This is a genomic window from Haliscomenobacter sp. (assembly GCF_033763495.1).
GTDB lineage: Bacteria > Bacteroidota > Bacteroidia > Chitinophagales > Saprospiraceae > Haliscomenobacter.
The window spans coordinates 1-19,665 of sequence record NZ_JANRKL010000230.1; the positions used below are offsets into that span (position 1 = coordinate 1).

A 19,665-nucleotide genomic window follows, 5' to 3' on the forward strand; every position below is an offset into this window, starting at 1 on the left:
TAATCTGGTACTTATCTTTGCGTGCTTGCAAATCGTCCCCCAAACCCATTCCACGCTATGTCAGAGAAAGTGACACCATTAATGGATCAATACAATAAGGTGAAAAAAAAGTACCCTGATGCAATCCTGTTGTTCAGGGTAGGGGACTTTTACGAAACCTTTGGCAGTGATGCCGTAACTGCCTCTAAAGTATTGGGCATCGTACTGACTAGCCGGAACAATGGAGGCAACGACACTGAGTTGGCTGGGTTTCCCTTCCATTCCCTCGATTTGTATTTGCCTCGCCTAGTACGGGCTGGTTACCGGGTAGCCATTTGTGAACAACTGGAAAAACCCTCTCCCCTCAAAAAAATTGTGCGTCGGGGAGTTACCGAAGTAATTACTCCTGGCGTAGCTGTAGATGACAAATTGCTCGATCACCAATCCAATAATTTTTTGGCCGCTTTGTATTTTGGGAAGAAAGACGATTTTGGAATTGCCTTTTTGGATATCTCTACGGGGGAGTTTTTGGTGAGCGAGGGGGATTGGACCTACATTGACAAATTGTTACAGGGCTTTAATCCTTCTGAAGTCATTTTTTCCAAAGACCGCCGTAAGCAATTCGAAAGCCGGTTTGGTGAAAAATTTTACCTCTACACCCTTGATGAATGGGTTTTTACCACGGATTATGCCCGTGAGAAATTGCTCAAACACTTCGAAGTGCAGAACCTCAAGGGATTTGGCGTAGAAGATATGGAGCTGGGGCAGATAGCTGCCGGAGCTGCTTTGCATTACCTGGAAAGCACCGAGAACAAAAACCTTAAACACATTTCCTCCATCACCCGCATCCATCAGGATCGCTACGTGTGGCTGGATCGGTTTACGATTCGGAACCTGGAATTGTTGTCAAGCCCCCATGAAACAGGCGTTTCTCTGTTGAAAATCCTGGATCAAACGGTATCCCCGATGGGGGCACGTTTGCTCAAAAAATGGATGGTGCTGCCCCTCAAGTCCAAAGCGACCATTGATTCCCGTTTGGAAATGGTGGCGTATTTTTTGGAAAATGACGAAAATGCCCGCACGGTTGAACAATACCTGCGGCAAATGGGGGATTTGGAACGCTTGATTTCAAAAGTGCCCCTCGGCAAGGTCAACCCAAGAGAATTGGTGCAGCTCAAAAAGGCCTTGATGGCGGTGGCACCCTTGCGAGCAATGCTGAGCAGCACTGGCCACGATGAATTGGCAAAAATAGCCGATGGCTTGAATCCTTGCCCCGGTTTGGTGGAACGGATTGCCCGGCAAATTGTAGACGAACCGCCAGTGAACCTGAGTAAAGGTGGGGTGATTGCGGACGGGTTCTCCGCTGAATTGGATGAATTGCGCCATATCATCAACCATGCCAAAGAATTGCTCCAGGGCATTCAGGAAGCAGAAATCGAGCGCAGCGGCATTCCCAGCCTCAAAATAGGCTTCAATAGTGTGTTTGGATACTATCTGGAAGTGACCAACAAATACAAAAACCAAACCCCACCTGAATGGATGCGCAAACAAACGCTGGCCAACGCCGAACGTTTCATCACTGAAGAGCTTAAAACGCTGGAGGCTAAAATCCTGGGTGCCGAAGAAAAGATCTTGGAGCTGGAAGATCGTTTGTTTCAGGAACTGGTACTGGACCTCAACGACTACATCCAGCCTGTACAACACAATGCCACCTTGTTGGCCAGGCTGGATTGTATCATGTCTTTTGCCAAAGTAGCCATTCGGCACCAGTATTGCCGTCCCCAGCTCAGCGAAGGCCTGGAAATCGACATCCGGGAGGGGCGTCACCCGGTGATTGAACAACAATTACCCCTGGGAGAACTGTATGTACCCAACGACGTTTTCCTCGACCATGAACACCAACAAATCCTGATGATCACCGGGCCAAACATGGCTGGAAAATCTGCTTTGCTGCGCCAAACTGCCCTCATCTGCCTCATGGCTCAAATGGGGGCATATGTGCCAGCAAAATCAGCGCACCTCGGAATTTTGGACAAGGTATTCACCCGGGTTGGTGCCTCCGATAACATCTCCTCTGGCGAGTCAACCTTCATGGTGGAGATGAACGAAACGGCCAGTATCATGAACAATATCTCGGATCGCAGTTTAATTCTGCTGGACGAGATTGGTCGGGGTACGAGCACTTACGATGGGATTTCCATCGCCTGGTCGATTGCGGAATATTTGCACAACAACCCTCTGGCGCGGCCCAAAACCTTGTTTGCCACTCACTATCACGAATTGAATGAGTTGTGTGAAAAATTTCCCCGCATCAAGAATTACCACGTCGCTACAAAGGAAGTAGGGCAAAAAGTGATTTTTTTGCGAAAATTGACTGCGGGAGGGAGCCAGCATAGTTTTGGCATTCATGTAGCGAAGATGGCGGGTATGCCCAAAATGATCGTGGAACGTGCCAATCACATTTTGGAACAACTGGAACAAAAATCCATCAATCAGGAAAGTATCCATGCTGATGGTCCCAATGTTGAAAAGCCTAAAACCAAACAAATCAGTACTGAATCCATTCAACTAAGCATCTTTGAAACGGTTGACCCAATGGCGGGCCAGATCAAAGCCAAATTGCAGGAAGTGGACCTCAATACCATGACTCCGATTGATTGTATGCTGAAATTGCGGGAATTAAAAGGCATGATCGAGTAGGGTCAACCCTCGCGGTTGCCCCTGGTATGAGCGGGCAACCGCAAGGGTTGACCCTACGATAAAAAAAAAACATGAAAATTGCATTAATTGGCTATGGCAAAATGGGCAAGGCCATCGAACAAATTGCCCAACAACAAGGCCATGAAGTGGTCTTGCGCATTGATGTGAACAACATCGCTGACTTTACACCCGAAAACCTGCGCAAAGCAGACGTAGCAATTGAGTTTACGCGCCCTGAAACAGCGGTTGAAAACCTCAAAAAATGCCTTGAAGCAGGTACTCCCGTGGTCGTGGGCACAACGGGTTGGTTGCAGCATCTGGAAGAGGCCAAAGCCTGCTGCGCCCAATACAATGGCGCTTTGTTCCACTCCTCTAATTACAGCATTGGGGTCAACATCTTTTTTGCCGTCAATCGCTACCTGGCCCAAATGATGAGCGCACACCCCCAGTACGAAGTACGCATGGCCGAAACCCACCATACCCAAAAGTTGGATGCACCCAGTGGCACCGCCATTACCTTGGCGGAAGGTATTCTTGAGCAAATTGGCCGCAAAAAGCAGTGGGTCAATCAAAAGGCAGAATCCAGCGATGAGCTGAGTATCTTGTCTTATCGTGTTGACCCTGCTCCGGGCACCCACGAGATTTATTACGAATCGGCGATCGATAATATCGAAATTCGGCACACTGCCCATTCGCGGGAGGGGTTTGCCAGTGGTGCTGTGCAGGCTGCTGCCTGGTTGGTGGGTAAAAAGGGCATATTCGGCATGTCCGATCTCTTAGGCTTCTAAAAACAGAACGATGAAAAAATTGCGCTGGCTGGGCATTTTACCCCTGATTTTTGCCCTATACTTTGGAGGAATCATGTTGCACGGCACTCTCACTGATTATCAACCGGCTCCCGTTTTGCCGGCTGAAGTTAAGGCTCATGCAGAGGAAAAAGTGCTGGCAGACAGTGTAATTTCTCTGCTCATCTGGAATCAGGGCTACGCCGGACTGGGGGCAGAAGCAGACTTTTTTTACCAGGGCGGTGGTTTTTTTACCTCGCGAGGCCGCATGGTTCGCCCACCCAAACAACTCGTGGATCAGTACTTTGAAGGGACCACGGCCGCGGTCAAAACGTATCAAGCCGACTTTTACCTGTTTCAGGAGGTGGATTACGCATCCAAACGCAGCTATTACCGGAATCAGTTTACGGCCATGCAGCAAAAAGCCCCGGGCTTTTTTGCAGCCTACTTTCCCAATTACATTGCCCAGCGGGTGCCAGTGCCCGTATTGGAGCCCTGGAATGCCTATGGTGCTGTGAACAGTGGACTGGCTACCTTTTCCAGGTATGAGCCTGCCGAGGTCCAGCGTTTGCAATTGCCGGGTAAATTTGGCTGGCCCAAACGTTTGTTCATGCTGGATCGTTGTTTGGGCTACACGCGGTACAAAACCAGTTTTGGCAAAGATCTGGTGGTGATCAACATCCACAATGAAGCCTTCGATAAGGGGGGCATCAAAAAGCAACAGGAGGCATTTTTACGCGATCTGGCCCTGAAAGAATACAAAAAAGGCAATTATGTCATTGCAGGGGGCGATTGGAATACCTGTCCACCGTTTTTGTCGCCGGATGTGTTTATGAAGGAGAAAAAACCAGAATTCCGAGGGCAGAATATGGATCATGAATTGTTCCCTGCTGACTGGAACTGGATTTATGACCCTACGGTACCCACCAATCGTGACAATGACCGCCCCTATCAGCAGTACAAAACGTATGTAACCTTAATCGATTATTTTCTGGTTTCACCCAATGTAAAGGTGAAAAAAATCAAGGGGATCAATCAAAATTTCAGGTTTTCGGATCATCAGGCGGTGTGGATGGAGGTGGAGTTGCTACCGTGAAAACTTTAACTAGTCAATCCTGACTTTATCAGGGTCGACTAAACCATGCTGAATTGGAATGATATTCATGGACGTGGGTATCGTTCTTGTTATTCGAGTTCGGCGATTTTTTCGAGGAGCCAGTCGCGGGAGGGGATATTTTTGGTAGCCTCTACTTCTGTTTTCAGCTGAATGAGTGCTTTTTTATTGTTTGGAGCAATGCTAATTAATTTCTTGGTGAATCTAATCAGGTTTTTATAATTTATTTTCCGTGCTAATGGAATTTCTTTATTTCGATTTAGATAGACCCTGAAACTTTCCAGTAATGAAAACAATGGCTCAAATTCATTTTCTTCATAATAGGCACCTATTAGTGTAGTCTTAGCATTACAGTTGGTTACGTAGTCATTATATTCTACTTCTTGGAGTAACTTAATTACTTTTTCATACTTTTTTTGATAAAAATACAATTGTGATAAATTGAATGACAATGTATTTTCCCTGAGTTCTGCAGGTAATAGGTTTATGTATTTGTAAATGAAATTTTCAATCCAGTCATATGCACCATTTCTTAATCCAACAACCACGATGTTTCTAAATTCTATAGATTCCATGCGGCCTTCTGATATAAAGAAACCCTTATCGATTAAATTTTGATAAACACTAAATAGTTCTTTCAGAAAACCACTATTACCCTGGTTTAGTTGATTGATACAGTAGTTTTGGGCAAAATCATAAAATATTTTTTCTTGACTCCTAGGAAAAAAATGTGATGATTCTGTCAACAATTGCTGAAATTTATAATAATGGTTAACATCTTGGGGATCAATATACATTTTGAAAATTTGATAATAAATGGATATGAATGGTATTTTTTGATATTCTTCTCGTTCAGATATGCTTAAAGTTTCCTCAATTAAGGAAATATCATATTCATGTTTGGCAAATTTTTTACGGGAGAGAACTTCGCAATATATTCTTAGTTTTTCTCCGATATAAAAGCAATCAAGGTATTTAGAAATCCCTTCAAGGTTAGTTTTTTCAGTTTTTTTATCTTCAAAATCGCTTATTAGTTGATCGTAAGAAGATTCTATCATGAATTGCCCCAAATAATAATTTCCATCGCGATAAGAGGTTTTTTCCGGGATCTCCTTTACGGATTTTAGAGTTGAATTGTGTAATTTCTTAAGCTTCTTTTTCCTAATTGAACGAAGCAAATAAGCTTTTGATGCAAAAACATCATCTTCAAATTCCTGCTGAATCAAATACTGTTCTACAAGTTTTAACAAATCAGACTGATACTTTCTCAACCTCGCATCGTCATAAGGGAGTTCAGGGACTAAAATGTTCCAAATTTTTTCCTTGGGCCATTCTTTGTCCGAGGGAGCATTGATTTCTTCTGTCATCAATTCAAAAAGGGCTAGCACCACCCTATCTTTGTTGAAATAGGGCGATTGGATGAACTTGCGGATGCGATTTTGTTCCAACTTATCAAACTGGGCCAGTATCTGGAAAAGTTTAAAATTTTGCATCCCTTAACATTTGATTTACAGATTGAAATGAATGCTTGATTGTCGTATAAAAATGAACACTGGTACGGTTTTTGATATCAGCTGTTCGGGGGGGTAAAATAAAGAAACTTTTCTTTTTTTTCCTTTGGCATTTTTTAGACAATTCACCAGGAGTGTCGTATCTTAGCCCCAAAGTATTGTGTCGCGTTTTTTAGCAATGATGTAAATCCACGAAACCATGAATGTATTTCTACCAAAAACTGTATTACGTACCCTGTTTAGGGTATTCTTATTTCTGTTAGTCCCTTTGATTCTACCCGCCCAAAAGCAACTTGATTCTTTGGTTACCCTTCAGGATACGCCCTCCAAGGTGATTTATGAAGGGGTGAGCAGTTCAGGTGTAATTCTTTATCCAAAGCATGGGCAAGCTTTCCTTGATGCCTCTATGACCGTGGATGGATCCAATGGTTCTAAAATTTTCACCATCGTTTACGCACCCAATGCTGGGTATATCGGTCTGGATACTTTTTCCTATTTTGTCAGAACATGTGTAGCTGGCAACAACTGTTTCAAAGAAGTGACGGTAGCTGTAACCGTAAAATTGTCAAAAGTTGATGCTTACCCAGATTTGTACTACGTTCCTTCTGCTGCGACACCCGTTAAGTTAAATGTATTGACCAATGATGTTTCTAACGTCGGAGGCCTCGAAATTGTCAGCGTATCTACGATCAATAATGGTACTTCAAAAATCACCAAAGGTGACCCCAATATTGAGTTTCAAGCCAAACCGGGTTTTTCTGGCACCGCAAAATTGATTTACACGGTTTGTGACAAAGTAGGTTCTTGTGATCAAGCTTCGGTCAGCATTTTTGTGGATCGGAATGATCGCTCCAAGCCGGATACCATTAAAATTTTTACCCTTAAAAATGAAAGCGCTCCTGTTTTGATCCCTGCAGTGTATGGACTTACTCAAGATCCTCAACACGGGTTTTTCAATGGAGAGTTGGATGTTCCGGTTTATAGCCCCAATCCCAATTTTAAGGGTTTAGACTATTTGACTTTTGAGGACGGGAATGCAAAAATTGTAGCCAAAATAGAAGTACTTGATCAGGTGCGCAATAAATTTGCAGTGGATGATCGTGCGGATGTGCTTCCAGGAAAGAACGTTGAAGTAGATGTTTTACTGAACGATGGCTATGTCTACGGAGCCGGTTGTATAGAATACGCCCAACCCAAATATGGTCAGGTCAGTTACGACAGCCGCAACAAGGGTATCTTTACCTACAAGGCACCTAACGGTTTCATTGGGGTAGACCAGTTTACTTACAAAAGTTATCCTCCAGGCTGTGGTGGCGTTGGCGAAGAAGCTACGGTATACGTTTATGTGAGCAATTATGAACCTGCTTATACCAAGTTTTTGATGAGCACGGCAAAGTCCACACCGCTGGTGATTGCTTACAATGTACCAATCGAAAACTATACTTTTAATATTGTGGCCCAGGCCAAGCAAGGTAAAGTAGTGTTCTACCCCGGTAAGGTAGACCAGGTCGTGTCGGGGCGCCGGATTTTTGGGTTCAACTTACTATTATATGTGCCTAATCAAGGCTTTACGGGAGTTGACGCCTTTGAGGTGTCTTATTGCCCCGCCGACAGCAAAGACTGCAAAAACCGCAAGAGCATCAAAGTCGAAGTAGATGTTCTCAACGTAGGTAGCCCTGTTTTGCCTTCTTGCGTGGATGATTGTGTATGGGCGGGTGATACCAACCAGGACGGTATCGTCGATTTGAATGATTTATTGCCACTTGGCTTGCACATGGGTGAAGTTGGTGTTGCACGTGAAGCTGCCGACCTGAATGAATGGTACGGCCAAAATGGCAGTGACTGGAACAACCCTTATGTAACAGGCTACGATCTCAAACACCTCGATACCGATGGAGATAGCCTGATTATGGATCGGGACACGCTGGCGATCAGCAAGTTTTATGGCAATACCCACTCTTTTATACCTACCGCCATTCCTTTTTACAACTACGAAATTCGGATTGTGTCCAATCAGGAATTGGAGCCAGGCAAACCATTTGAGTTTGATCTGGTGATTGGGGATGAGAAAAACCCGGTGGTAGACTTGTATGGCTTTACTTTTGCACTTCCATATAATCCCAATTTGTTTAAACCCAACTCATTTAGTGTCAGCTTTAGTGAGGACAGCTGGTTGGGCTACAACTCACCTGTATTGAGCATGACCCGAGACAACAATAAAGGCTTATTGGAAATGGCCTACACCCGCACCAATAAAATGTTGGTGAGTGGCTATGGACGGATCGGCAAGGGAAAAGGTGTGGTAATTGATGCAATCGAAGGCTTTAGCTTACCTGATGGTAACGAAGGCGAAACCGTCATCCAATTCGAAGGCGGCACGGGTACTGGTATCTCTAGCACCGGCCAAACTTTTGGCATCCGGGTTGCACCTTTCGAATTGAAATTCAAAAAGACCGGTACAAAACCAGCTACACCAAACTTGGGGCGGCCATTGGAACAAAAACAACCTTCGGTTCGTTTGTTCCCTAACCCAGCTTCAAATGTAGTGCGGCTGGACTTGCGCAACGGTGCAAGCTTGCAACGCCTGCAAATATTCAATGCCCTTGGGCAAATGGTTCACAACAGCCTCGGTGATGGCAATCCTTATGCAGAAATTGGCGTTAGCCACTGGATCGAAGGAATGTACATAGCCAAGGTGTTTACCGACAAAGGAGTATACAGCGAGAAATTTGAGGTTTTAAAATAAACCAGCAAATAATTTATTTTTTCTCGCATGTGTAATAATCGCGGCTTCGGCTGCGTTTCCTTCACTAAGCTTATTATTCGTGGAATTATAATCATTGCTAGTGAGAGCCGTGCAGTCTGATGCGCGGCTTTTTTTGTTTTGTAATATTTTTGTCACTCAAATTTGCTTTCTCCAAAAGAAAGTGAAATATTTGTATAAAGTTGATTTGAAAAGGAAATCGTGTGGAGTGCTAATGAGATGCATGAGACTTTTCAACCCTTCAGCTTTTTAACACTCATCTGGATATGTTCATGGGATTATAATTATCGTACGGCCATGTCAATTGCGACATGGCCCTTTGGTCTTAAAGTGTTTAAAGCTTGTTCTTCTCAATCATATCATTCAACTCATCCCGATAGTTTTTTCCAATCGGCAAATGTTTAGCCTGGTTTTTTTCCATTACTTCCACCATATTGCCTACAATGGCATTGATCTTGTCAATGTTGATGATGTAAGAACGGTGGATGCGTTTGAAACGCGTTGGTGGAAGTTTATCTTCCAAACTTTTCATGGTCTGCAGAGTGATCACCCTTTGATTTTCCATACGGATGATGACGTAGTCCTTTAACCCCTCGATGTAAATGATATCGTGGTAATTGACCTTGACCAGCTTTTTATCTGCCTTGACGAAGATATAGTCAGGATGATCACCCCCCTCGGCAGGATGCGAACTCGCCGAACCTTGTTCATTGCGCTGGAGTTTGATTTGTTCGACGGCTTTGTTGACAGCCTTGATGAAACGCTCGAGCGAGATGGGTTTGAGGAGATAATCCAGGGCATTCAACTCAAAGCCCTCCAAGGCATAATTGGGATAGGCTGTGGTGAAAATGACCAAAGGAGGCCGGGTTAAGGTTTTTAAAAAATCAATCCCGGTCAATTGAGGCATTTGAATGTCGAGGAACATCAAGTCAATGTCTTGATTTTTCAGGACTTCGTTTGCCTCTAGGGCATTGTTGCATTTTTGGACCAGACTCAGTTCAGGAAACTTTTCTACATAAGTTTCTAACACATCTTGAGCCAACGGTTCGTCATCTACGATGATTACTTTGATCATGACCTTGTTTGGTTATTCGTCTAATTCAATCATCAAATCGACAATGTACGTTTTAGGGTTATTGTCGATTTTTAGTTCGTAATGGTTGGGATACATGAGGTTAAGTCGGCGGTGTACGTTGACTAAACCAATTCCGCCACTACGTCGGTTGGGGTCAGCAATGGGTACTTTTTCGGGTTTGCTGTTTTCAATCGAAAAATGTACTGTTTGTTGATCAACCTGTAAGAGTACGTTTACAAACCCTCCGTTGGTAATATAGCTATTTAATCCATGTTTAAAGCTATTTTCCAAAAAAGGGATAAACAGCAGGGGGGCAATTCGTTGTTCACTGATTTGACCTTCCACCGTGAAATTGATGGTCACATTATTGCCCTGCCGCAATTTTTCTAGGTCGAGGTAGTTTTGCAGATAAGCCACTTCTTTGCTCAAAAGTACACGCTTTTCGTTGCAATCGTAGAGCATGTAGCGCATCATTTCCGAAAGCTTGATGACTATCTCCGGGGCAAGATCCGATTTTTTTAGAGTTAGTGCGTATAAGTTGTTGAGGGTGTTGAATAAAAAATGAGGATTGATCTGCGATTTTAAAAAACGCAATTCGGATTGCATGGTTTCGGTTTCCAGGACCTGTTTCTCGCGGAGGTAGTAAAACCAATCCGTAACAATTTTAAATATCGTTGAACCCGTGGCGAACAAAAAGTGAAACAAAAAAAACGCCAGCTGCGTCTGCTGAATCTTCCCCTGTTCAAGCGGGTAATGGGCAAACTTGAAATAAAAAATCAAGGTTTTGATCGGTGTGAGGACAAGCACGATCAAAATGAGTAACAAAGCATAAGTCAAAAAACGGTTTTGCGTAAGGTAGTTTGGAATGAGGTACAGTAAATTAATGTAGACAATCAAGGCTGAAAAAAAAATGGTGATCAACTCATTGGTGATGGTAAAAAAGAAGCCCCGCTGGGTACCTTCTACAATGGTAAGGACCAACAAAACAATTGCCCAAAAAAGCATATGGTATGCTCCTCGCGCTGAAAAAATCAGATCGGTGATTCTTTCACCTGATTTTAAAGGGTTTCTAATAACCGTTTCCATAGTTGAGTTGTTGATAACGCCTAACTGAACCAAGCGTCACCAAATTATCGGATAAACTAATCAACAAAATAGTACTTTTGTAGCGAAAAAAGTAGTACTGCATGAAAGCTTATATTTTTCCAGGACAAGGTTCCCAATTTGTGGGAATGGGAAAAGACTTATACGGGAGCGACGCGAGCGCAAAAAAATTGTTTGATCAAGCCAATGAAATCCTGGGTTTTTCACTCACGGATGTAATGTTTGAAGGGACTGAAGAAGACCTCAAACAAACCAAAATTACCCAACCAGCCATTTTTTTACACTCGATTGTCAAAGCAAACCTGGCTGGAGAAGGCTTTCAGCCTGATGCCGTTGCTGGACATTCACTTGGTGAATTTTCTGCTTTGGTAGCAGCTAAATCTTTATCCTTTGAAGCTGCCCTTACCCTGGTATACAAAAGGGCTATGGCGATGCAAAAAGCCTGCGAAATTCAACCAAGCACCATGGCTGCGGTATTGGGTTTGTCCGACGAAAAAGTTGAAGAAATTTGTGCCTCTATCAGCGATGATCTGGTGGTACCAGCGAATTACAATTGTCCTGGACAATTGGTGATTTCTGGCACCATCTCGGGTGTAGAAAAAGCAGTAAATTTGTGCAAGGAAGCTGGTGCACTCAAAGCAATTTTGTTGCAGGTAGGTGGTGCCTTTCACTCGCCCCTGATGCAACCGGCTCAGGAGGAATTGGCAGCAGCGATTCATGCTACAACATTTGCAACACCGCTTTGCCCCATCTATCAAAACGTAAACGCGCAGGCCGAAACAGACCCTGAGCAAATCAAGGCAAAGTTGATTGAACAATTGACTGCTCCAGTTCGCTGGACTCAAACCATGCAAAACATGATCCAGTCCGGAGTGACCGAGTTTGTAGAAGTAGGAGGAACAGGAAAGGTATTGCAAGGCCTGGTAAAAAAAATTGATCGCGCTTTTCCAACAAGTGCGTTATAACCTGCGGTATCCGTGGGCAACCATAATCCTATGAAGGCGCTAAAGGCTGGAAAAATTCTGTTAGCGGAACCCTTTATGTTGGATCCAAACTTCAAAAGGGCTGCCGTATTGCTGTGTGATCATGGTGATGATGGCAGCATTGGTTTTGTCATCAATCGTCCACTGAATCACCGGATCAACGCCATCCTGGAAGATTTTCCGGAATTTGATGCAGAGGTGTTTTTTGGGGGGCCGGTTGAACCCGAAACGACCCTTCACTACCTCCACAATGTAGGTGACCTTTTGGAGGGCAGCATCAAGGTTTCCAATGGGGTATATTGGGGTGGGGATTTTGAAAAACTCAAATTCCTGATTGCTTCTGAACTGATTCAGCCCAGCAATATCCGTTTCTTTTTGGGCTACACTGGCTGGGGCGAAGGACAATTGCAAGAAGAGATGACCACCGGTTCCTGGGTAATTGCCGATACTGATGCCAATTATTTGTTCAAAATGGACCCTGCCGAATTGTGGCAGGAAATTATGAAAAACAAGGGAAAAACCTATACGGTGATCGCACAAATGCCGGATTCGGCGAATTGGAATTGATGAATCCAGTTAGAGACGTTGCATGCAACGTCTCTACAGTTTTACCTTCAAAATAAAGCCCACCTTAAAAACATTTTCAATGCTGATGCGCGGGTCGTGGCGCAGCATTTTCCGTAGGCGAGAAATGAACACATCAAAACTCCGGCCCAAAAAATAATCTTTTTCCCCGTATATCCTTTCCACGGCGTCGTCGCGGCGCAAGATGTTGTTTTGATGCAGACAGAGGAGGCGCAACACCTCGTTTTCCTTCTCAGTGATGCGTTCTACCTGCTCACCGTACACTAATTCCTGACGCTTGTAGTCAAAAAAATAATCCCCAATCTGGAATTGCACCGGCAATTCGGAACTGATTTGTTGTTGATTCCGGCGCAGGATGACGGCTATTTTGCACAACAATTCTTCCTCATCAAAGGGTTTGCTGATGTAGTCTTCTGCACCCAGGGCATATCCTTTCAGCCGATCTTCTTTCAAAACCCGGGCCGTGAGAAAAAGGAAAGGAATCTGTTCATTCTCCAGGCGAATTTGTTTAGCGACCTGAAAACCATCCGTATCCCCCAGCATCACATCCAGGATACAAAGGTCGAAGCCGTTTTTTTTAAAATGATCAAGGCCATTTTGGCCATTGCGCGCCAACTTTACCGTATGACCTTCTGACTCCAACAGTTCCATCAGTAAAAAACCCAAATTCAGGTCGTCCTCAACCAGCAGAATATTTCCTTTGACGGCCATAACCCCTTTTTATTTGATAGGAAAACTCATGGAAAAACACGTGCCCTGTTTTTGAGTGCTGTCAACGGCTATAACGCCTTTGTGCAGATCGACAATTTTTTTGACATAGGCCAAGCCAAGCCCAAAACCACTGAAACGTTTGGCGGTTGCTTCCGCCCCACGGTTGAAATCTTTAAAAATGCTAGACAACTCACTTTCACAAATTCCCAGGCCATTGTCGCGAATGGCCACCTGGATTTGATCGTTTTTATTCACTTCCAAAGCTATCTGAATACTGGGTTTAACTTCACAGTATTTCAGGGCATTGTCGATCAGGTTGCGGAAAGCATTGCGCAGGTGCAAGGCATCACCCGTCATAGGTGGCAGAGCGCCTTTTACTTCCAGTTCTACGACAGCGTCTTTTTCACGAATGAGTGGGGTCAGGTCTTCAATCACTTCGCGGATTAAGGGTTCCAGTTCCAGGCTATGCCTTTGTAATGGGTTTTTATTGAACTCCAAACTGGCCATTTGTAAAAACCGTTCAATTTGGTGGATCAATTGATTGCTTTCTTTACCAATGACTTGTAATACCTGATCGTCCTTGAGTTCCGGTTTTTTACGGGCCAACAAATTGGCGGCTAATTTGATATTGGTCAATGGCGTTTTGAATTCATGCGCCATGTGGTTGAAAAAATCGATGTTTTGGTCGGAGAGGCGCTTTTGTTTCAAGAGGTAATAACTGGCCGCAAAAAAGACCAGTAAAATAACACTGAGGATCAGGATGGAGCTGCCAATCATCACATTCATTTGCCCCAATAAATAACTTTGTTTGGTGGGGAAACTCAATTCTAACCTGCGGGTATCATCTACAACCAGAGGATCCAGCGCGCAGGAATAAGCTTTAGCCTTAGAATTGTTGTTTTGACCAGGATTGACTACATTTACATTATAGGGCAGGTTGATGTCGTAAAAAGCCAGGGAACGATCCAGGTTTTTGCGCAATTGGGCATCGCTGAGGATCATACTTTCCGAAACAGCATCCGCACAGCAGCCTTCCTTGCTGTTGGCGCAGGTCATGCCTACGGTACTTTTTAGCGGTTCCTCGGCGGTGGTTTGTACCGCATTACAAAGGGCCATGTCCACGCGATGCTCAAATTGCTCGTCCAGCAATACCCGGGAATAATTCATCCAGCGCACCTGGATGGCAATTAAACCCAGCAGTGCCAGACAAGAAGCAACAATGACTATTTTTATTCGATTCGTTCTCATAGGGCGATAAAAAATAAGTGTTCATTTTGCCAAAGGATTAGATAAGTAAACGTTTCATTTTAAGTGTCGTATCTAATCCTTTGGCTCAGGAAAAATGAACACTTATTTTTGCCCCACTATATAGGCTTGTAGCAAAAATCTTTTGCAAAAAAACAGCAAAAAAACCAAAGCCAGGTCATTTTAACAGGCGGTTAACAAGTGAATAACAGGCATAAAACACCTCAATCGATCCTGACGACCTACTTTTGTACCACCGGCAACCCAGCGGATCTGGGTGAATCATTTTTAACCAAATCTCATGCGTTACTCATTTTTAATCCTCTTTGCTTTGATGTTCATGGGTATGAATGCCCTTAATGCTCAATCTTGCTGCGAAAAAGCTAAAGCAAGCACTGCTTCTACGGCCAGTGTTTCTGAAAAGAAAAGTGGCTGTGATATGGCGAAAGCAACTGCCAGCACTGCAACTACCAGTAAGTGTAGCGAGGCTTCCACTGCTTCCGCTCAAACAGCTCCCAGCCTGGTAGCTTTTGTAAGTGGCATTACCAATTTTAATGCCCCTGCCACTAAGTCTTGCGATCCTAGTAATTGTGATCCAAGCAATTGTGATCTGAGCAAGTGCGATCCTACCAAGTGTGACCCTAGCAAATGTCCAAAAACAGGAGCGATGAAAGCTTCGACCACTAAGCCTGCTGCAAAGACTACCAAAGCCACTGCAGCGTTGTAGTGATCTTGTGGGTTCGAAGGGACCAAGGATTGATGGGTTGAGGATTCAGTTGTGCAATTATTTTGGCCGAATCCGGCTGGAATTGTACTTTTGCCCCAACTCCAGGAACTCTGGAACCTTCGAACCTACAAAGTATGTTACCAGAACAACACGCCATTCGCGAAAGCAACTTTCAACTGCCTGGCCAAACCGCATTTTATCGGGGCAAGGTACGTGATGTATATACCCTTGCTGATCAACTGTTGATGATCGCTTCCGATCGCATTTCTGCTTTTGATTACGTCCTTCCACGACCCATACCCTACAAAGGGCAGGTTTTGAATCAAATTGCCGCTCATTTTTTAAAAGCCACCGAAGACATAGTGCCCAATTGGTTGATCGCCACCCCCGACCCAAACGTAGCGGTGGGTTATGCCTGCGAGCCTTTTCGGGTAGAAATGGTGATTCGCGCCTATTTGGTAGGACATTCAGCCCGGGTTTACGCCAGCGGCGAACGCAGCCTTTGCGGAGTATCCTTACCTGAAGGCCTGCGTGAAAATGACCGCTTTCCTGAACCGATTATCACCCCCGCCACCAAGGCTGAAGAGGGCCACGATGAAGACATCAGTCGTGAAGACATCATCGCCAAAGGTATCGTGAGTGAAGAAGACTACCTCCAATTGGAAGCGTATACTCGTGCACTCTTTCAACGGGGCACCGAAATGGCCGCCAAACAAGGTTTGATTCTGGTGGACACCAAATACGAGTTTGGCAAAAAGGATGGCAAAATCTATGTCATCGACGAAATCCACACCCCTGATAGCTCTCGCTATTTTTACCTGGACGGCTATGCCGAACGACAGGCCAAAGGTGAACGCCAAAAACAACTCTCCAAAGAATTTGTCCGCGAATGGCTAATTGAAAATGGCTTTCAAGGCAAGGAGGGGCAAACGATTCCCGCCATGTCAGATGAGTTCGTCTGGGAAATCTCCAATCGCTACATCGAGTTGTACGAGCGGATTACGGGGACGGGGTTTGTGAAGGCGGATACAGCGGATATCCAAGGGCGGATTGAGCGGAATATTTTGAGTTTTTTGGGATAGGGTCTTGAGCCAGAAAACTACCACAGACTGGACATTTTTTTGCCACAAAGACTCGAAGACACAAAGCACTTTTAATTGGCAATATGGTACTTAGCGCCTTTGAGTCTTTGTGGCAAAAATAAAAATGTTCACTTGTAAGCCCACTGATATATCTTTACCTTCCTTCCACATACCCCTGCAAATACGTATACCTCGATGTCAATTTTCCCCCTTCGGCAATCGTCGCCCGTTCCAATACCTCACTATTTTCCTTCAACAACTCGGGCAAGATACGATAAATAAACATGGAGCCAAAAGCCGTTGAAGCATCGCGGGGCAATTCATTCGGCAAGTTGTCGATGCTCATCACATCAATACAATGCTCTTGATAAGGCGCACATTCTGCTTCCGTAAAGGGATCGTAGCCAAAAACGGGCTCAGCGATGGTTGAAGCTTTTAAGGTAGCTGGGATGGATGAAATTGGCGCAATATCGCAAGTTATGTCCGCAATCACCCGAATGCGAAAGTCAGGCCTACGCATTTCTTCTTTGGTGAAAAATGCGGGTGCCCGGTTGTTCCAAAAAATCCCGTTGATCATCACATCCGCCGTTTGGAAATAGGGTTCAAAGATACTGCGGTATTCCTCCGGATGACTGTGAAAACGGGCTTTGTCAAAATGATGCCGATCTTTTCGTCCGGCATAATCTTCCGAGTGTAGAATGGTAAAAACGGGTTCTTTAAACTCCTCCATCAAAAACTCGATTGGGTCTACTTCCCGAATCCCCATGTCGCGCAAAACCACCGCCGCACCAATGCCTACTCGGCCACTACCGGTGAGCACAATTTTGATGGGCGGCCAGGGCGTCCGTTTGTAGAGATCAAGAGCCTCGGCGTAATCTTTACAGTCTTTCATCCGTTTAAGCGAGAACTTACCCGTGCGTTGGGCGTAGGTCCACAAGGCATTGTGGGCACCCACCATCCCGGCAAATTTGCCAAATGCAATTAGGCGCTGCCCTTGTTCATCGGTCAACACTTCGTAGTCGATCAGGCGGATGTTTTTGGCCAAAACGGCTTGCAACAATTTCCGATTGTAGGTTTGTTCCTTGATGGTGTGGGAGAAAAAAAAGTAGGTTTTTTTAGGCATCAATAGATCGACAGGGACTTCTTTAACACCCATCAACACGTCGCAGGAATGCAGGTCTTCGGCCAATTCGATACCGGCATGCAGGTATTCTTCATTAGCAAAACAACGCCCTTCAGAGGGCTGAACATGGATGGTTACCGGGAACTCCTTCTGTGCCAACGCACAATGACTCGGATTCAACGGAACGCGTGCGTCTGGTGGCACTTTACCTTCCCGGATGATGCCAATTTTTAACATAAACTATTTCTGGTTAGGGACAATCCGCGCCTGCTCGCAAATACAAATAGGCACTTAAACTGCAATATTACATCAAAAATGGGTTACTCGTCTCCTTTGAGTATGACGAATCAAGGCATAATGTAATTTCGATGTTTGGAACTTTTTAACATTTTTGAAGAACCATAACCCATTAAATTCACAACAGCTATGTGTCGGATCCTCTTCCTGTTTTTTGCTTTGGCCAAAGGTGCTACAGCTTTTGCCCAAGTCACTGAAGACCAAATCAATGTTTACCTGGATTGCCCGGGTTGTGACCTCAACTACGTCAAGAACGAAATCAAGTTTGTCAATTACGCCAATGACCCATTGCGGGCTCAGGTACACATCCTGGTCAGTTCACAAACCACGGGCAGCAGTGGAGCTGTACATCAACTTGAGTTTCTGGGAAAAGAAGGTTTTGATGACGACAAATTTACCTTAGAATTTCAGGCAGAGCCCACGATGACTTCCCTTGAAAAACAACAAGGCCTGGTGCGTACCATCAAGTTGGGTTTGATCCCTTTTGTAGCCCAAACTACTATGGTATCTGATCTCGATTTGTCGGTGAAGAACCAGGAAAAACCCAAAGAAACGACTCCGGTGGGCAAAAGTAAAAAGCTGCTGGACTCCTGGCTGTTTGAAGTTTTTTCCAGTTTCAATTGGGACAATGAGTCTTTGCGCAGTACTTTCGATTTACGTTATGGCATGCATGTGGAGTACGTGACTCCAGAATGGAGGATTCGAATCGATCCAAATTTTTATTTTCAGGAAAGGGTAGTGCGCACCGATGAGGAAGAAATCCGCTCTTATCGCCGCCAAAATGGGTACAATGCCAAAGTTGTGAAAAGTTTGGGCGATCATTGGTCGGTAGGGGTCTTTAACAATATTTATTCCAATACCTATAATAATGTCAAGTTTGGAATGTGGCTCGCCCCGGCGATAGAATACAGTTTTTTACCTTATTCGGAGGTTGTTACCCGGGAATTTACGCTAGCTTATCATGTCGGCCGCCTGCACAATCGTTATTTTGAAGAAACCATTTTTCTCAAAATGGAAGATGAGGTATACAGCCATGTCATGGATGTAAATTTGCACCTGCGGCGGCAATGGGGCGACGTAACCATGTTCATGCAGGGCAGTTGTTTCCTCAACGACTGGTCCCGCAATCACTTGTCGATCAACGGCAGGGTAGGGCTGCGGGTTTTTAAAGGCATGACCTTCAATATGGGCGGAACCTTTCGGATTGTGAACGACCAGATCACTTTGCCCCGTGGTGACACAACTTTAGAAGACATTTTATTGGGCCAAAAACAATTGGCTACTGCCTACAATTCCAATGTCAATTTTGGGGTGCGTTATACCTTCGGCGCTTTGTACAACAACGTTGTCAATACCCGATTATAATTGCTTTTGAATTATTATCAAATTTTTTTTTCGCGTATAAGTGACTTTTGAATAATGCCCCGTCTGAAAGAGTATAAAGCACGAAAGAACGATCAACTGCTGACAAATATCCCAAGAACTGAAGGCTGCTTAAGCCACTTTGCATAATCCCATGCTTTAATCTCCACTACTGAGCTGGAGAACATTACTATGAGAAAACACACAACGAGGTCTTTGTGACCACATTACCATTGCGTGATCGCCCTTGTTGGAGATCACGCAATTTTTTTATTGGGGACTACTGGAACTTTTAATACCTTTGGCGGGTTATTGTGCTGGATTTAGTCTGGTCACTGAGCGTAGTCGAAGTGTCAGACTAAATCCTACACAACAACCAAGATCTTTGAAAATGGGGGCGTAATGGTATCGACAGGATTGTCGACTGATTGGTAAGCATGCCGGAGAATGATGGTTTACTCCGTATAAAAAATGATCATCGAACCATAAATGGCGAATCTAACTACGCCATGGCTGCC

The 19,665-nt window shown here is 44.5% G+C and carries 15 protein-coding genes; 9 read left to right on the top strand and 6 right to left on the bottom strand.

The window, feature by feature from the left end; all coding sequences use genetic code 11:
• Nucleotides 1-57: 57 nt before the first annotated feature.
• The 3 genes from mutS (at nucleotide 58) to SFV55_RS27240 (ending at nucleotide 4,560) form a co-directional block, all read left to right on the top strand.
• Nucleotides 58-2,679, top strand: a complete 2,622-nt coding sequence (gene mutS / locus SFV55_RS27230; protein WP_320032749.1) for a DNA mismatch repair protein MutS — start codon at nucleotides 58-60, stop codon at nucleotides 2,677-2,679.
• Between the two features lie 71 nt (nucleotides 2,680-2,750).
• Complete coding sequence (gene dapB / locus SFV55_RS27235; RefSeq protein ID WP_320032750.1) at nucleotides 2,751-3,467, top strand: 4-hydroxy-tetrahydrodipicolinate reductase; 717 nt, start codon at nucleotides 2,751-2,753, stop codon at nucleotides 3,465-3,467.
• A gap of 10 nt (nucleotides 3,468-3,477) precedes the next feature.
• A complete protein-coding gene (locus tag SFV55_RS27240) occupies nucleotides 3,478-4,560 on the top strand; it encodes an endonuclease/exonuclease/phosphatase family protein (RefSeq protein ID WP_320032751.1) in 1,083 nt (360 codons plus the stop codon).
• Nucleotides 4,561-4,649: 89 nt separating this feature from the next.
• Here the strand turns inward: SFV55_RS27240 and SFV55_RS27245 are convergent, their stop codons facing one another.
• Nucleotides 4,650-6,071: a hypothetical protein gene (locus SFV55_RS27245; RefSeq protein WP_320032752.1), complete on the bottom strand. Its 1,422-nt coding sequence runs from the start codon at nucleotides 6,069-6,071 to the stop codon at nucleotides 4,650-4,652.
• Between the two features lie 217 nt (nucleotides 6,072-6,288).
• On the opposite strand from SFV55_RS27245, the gene SFV55_RS27250 reads away from it, so the two are divergent.
• Entirely contained in the window at nucleotides 6,289-8,835 is a 2,547-nt protein-coding gene (locus SFV55_RS27250) for an Ig-like domain-containing protein (RefSeq protein ID WP_320032753.1), read from the top strand.
• 352 nt (nucleotides 8,836-9,187) lie between these two features.
• Here the strand turns inward: SFV55_RS27250 and SFV55_RS27255 are convergent, their stop codons facing one another.
• Nucleotides 9,188-9,928 (bottom strand): LytTR family DNA-binding domain-containing protein, encoded by a 741-nt coding sequence (locus SFV55_RS27255; protein ID WP_320032754.1) that lies wholly within the window; start codon nucleotides 9,926-9,928, stop codon nucleotides 9,188-9,190.
• A gap of 12 nt (nucleotides 9,929-9,940) precedes the next feature.
• Nucleotides 9,941-11,014: a sensor histidine kinase gene (locus SFV55_RS27260; RefSeq protein WP_320032755.1), complete on the bottom strand. Its 1,074-nt coding sequence runs from the start codon at nucleotides 11,012-11,014 to the stop codon at nucleotides 9,941-9,943.
• A 101-nt stretch (nucleotides 11,015-11,115) separates the two neighbouring features.
• On the opposite strand from SFV55_RS27260, the gene fabD reads away from it, so the two are divergent.
• Nucleotides 11,116-11,997: an ACP S-malonyltransferase gene (fabD, locus tag SFV55_RS27265; RefSeq protein WP_320032756.1), complete on the top strand. Its 882-nt coding sequence runs from the start codon at nucleotides 11,116-11,118 to the stop codon at nucleotides 11,995-11,997.
• Between the two features lie 30 nt (nucleotides 11,998-12,027).
• Nucleotides 12,028-12,582, top strand: coding sequence for a YqgE/AlgH family protein (locus SFV55_RS27270; protein ID WP_320032757.1), 555 nt, complete (start codon nucleotides 12,028-12,030; stop codon nucleotides 12,580-12,582).
• A 33-nt stretch (nucleotides 12,583-12,615) separates the two neighbouring features.
• Here SFV55_RS27270 and SFV55_RS27275 read toward each other — a convergent pair whose 3' ends face one another.
• Nucleotides 12,616-13,311: a response regulator transcription factor gene (locus SFV55_RS27275; protein WP_320032758.1), complete on the bottom strand. Its 696-nt coding sequence runs from the start codon at nucleotides 13,309-13,311 to the stop codon at nucleotides 12,616-12,618.
• A gap of 9 nt (nucleotides 13,312-13,320) precedes the next feature.
• A complete protein-coding gene (locus SFV55_RS27280; RefSeq protein ID WP_320032759.1) occupies nucleotides 13,321-14,559 on the bottom strand; it encodes a HAMP domain-containing sensor histidine kinase in 1,239 nt (412 codons plus the stop codon).
• A 298-nt stretch (nucleotides 14,560-14,857) separates the two neighbouring features.
• Between SFV55_RS27280 and SFV55_RS27285 the strand changes: the two genes are divergently transcribed.
• Nucleotides 14,858-15,283: a hypothetical protein gene (locus SFV55_RS27285; RefSeq protein WP_320032760.1), complete on the top strand. Its 426-nt coding sequence runs from the start codon at nucleotides 14,858-14,860 to the stop codon at nucleotides 15,281-15,283.
• A 134-nt stretch (nucleotides 15,284-15,417) separates the two neighbouring features.
• Complete coding sequence (locus SFV55_RS27290) at nucleotides 15,418-16,365, top strand: phosphoribosylaminoimidazolesuccinocarboxamide synthase (protein WP_320032761.1); 948 nt, start codon at nucleotides 15,418-15,420, stop codon at nucleotides 16,363-16,365.
• 154 nt (nucleotides 16,366-16,519) lie between these two features.
• On the opposite strand, the gene SFV55_RS27295 is transcribed toward SFV55_RS27290, so the two are convergent.
• Complete coding sequence (locus SFV55_RS27295; protein WP_320032762.1) at nucleotides 16,520-17,725, bottom strand: NAD(P)-dependent oxidoreductase; 1,206 nt, start codon at nucleotides 17,723-17,725, stop codon at nucleotides 16,520-16,522.
• A gap of 189 nt (nucleotides 17,726-17,914) precedes the next feature.
• On the opposite strand from SFV55_RS27295, the gene SFV55_RS27300 reads away from it, so the two are divergent.
• Entirely contained in the window at nucleotides 17,915-19,150 is a 1,236-nt protein-coding gene (locus SFV55_RS27300; RefSeq protein WP_320032763.1) for a hypothetical protein, read from the top strand.
• Nucleotides 19,151-19,665 lie beyond the last annotated feature (515 nt).